Annotated in this window: 1 rRNA gene; it reads right to left on the reverse strand. The window is 49.4% G+C overall.

Annotated elements, in window-relative coordinates:
- Positions 1-627 (reverse strand): 23S ribosomal RNA (locus tag ACFOFO_RS26555); the annotation flags it as partial.

Consider the following 627-nt stretch of genomic DNA (forward strand, 5'->3'; position numbering starts at 1 on the left):
TTAGCCTTTCACCCCTACCCACAGCTCATCCCCTAATTTTTCAACATTAGTGGGTTCGGACCTCCAGTGCGTGTTACCGCACCTTCATCCTGGCCATGAGTAGATCACTTGGTTTCGGGTCTACACCCAGCGACTGTCGCCCTATTCGGACTCGATTTCTCTTCGGCTTCCCTATACGGTTAACCTTGCCACTGAATGTAAGTCGCTGACCCATTATACAAAAGGTACGCAGTCACCCCATTTTTCAAGGGCTCCTACTGTTTGTATGCACACGGTTTCAGGATCTATTTCACTCCCCTTCCGGGGTTCTTTTCGCCTTTCCCTCACGGTACTGGTTCACTATCGGTCGATATCGAGTATTTAGCCTTGGAGGATGGTCCCCCCATCTTCAGACAGGATTTCTCGTGTCCCGCCCTACTTGTCGCAAGCTTAGTGCCACACCTTCGATTTCACATACGGGGCTATCACCCGCTATGGCCGCACTTTCCATTGCGTTCTGTTATCAAAAATGCTAAATCTTGCAGGCTGTTCCCATTTCGCTCGCCACTACTTTGGGAATCTCGGTTGATTTCTATTCCTGTAGCTACTTAGATGTTTCAGTTCGCCACGTTCGCTTTGCAACCCTAT

It is taken from the genome of Pseudundibacterium arcticum (assembly GCF_042646465.1).
Lineage (GTDB): Bacteria > Pseudomonadota > Gammaproteobacteria > Burkholderiales > Burkholderiaceae_D > Undibacterium_A > Undibacterium_A arcticum.